The sequence below is a fragment of the Carboxydothermus islandicus genome (genome assembly GCF_001950325.1).
Lineage (GTDB): Bacteria > Bacillota > Z-2901 > Carboxydothermales > Carboxydothermaceae > Carboxydothermus > Carboxydothermus islandicus.
This window is the reverse complement of record NZ_BDJL01000134.1, coordinates 1-246: the sequence shown is the minus strand read 5'-3', so window position 1 is coordinate 246 and position 246 is coordinate 1. Positions and strand designations below refer to the sequence as shown.

At 48.4% G+C, this 246-nt stretch carries 1 protein-coding gene; it reads right to left on the bottom strand.

Annotated features, from left to right (window positions below; genetic code table 11):
- Window positions 1-246: asparaginase (locus ciss_RS11880; protein ID WP_143298564.1), on the bottom strand; the 246-nt coding region annotated here is incomplete at both ends.

Below are 246 nucleotides of genomic sequence, written 5' to 3'. Positions count from 1 at the left end.
TACTACTGTTTCTACCGCTTCTTTTAATTTCCCGGAAAACAGGTCGGGCCGTGAGAGCTTGGCAAAGGCTAAAGCTCCATTTTTCAGGGGTACGGCAAAAACCGGCACCCCGCAGCCGTCAATGCCGATCTTAATCTTTTCCGGGGACACTGCGGTAAAGTCAGCAATAAACTTGAAAATTTCCTGCTGGACCGGATGGTCTATTTTTTCGTAACCGCTTAAGGGATAGCCGGAAGCTTTGGCTAA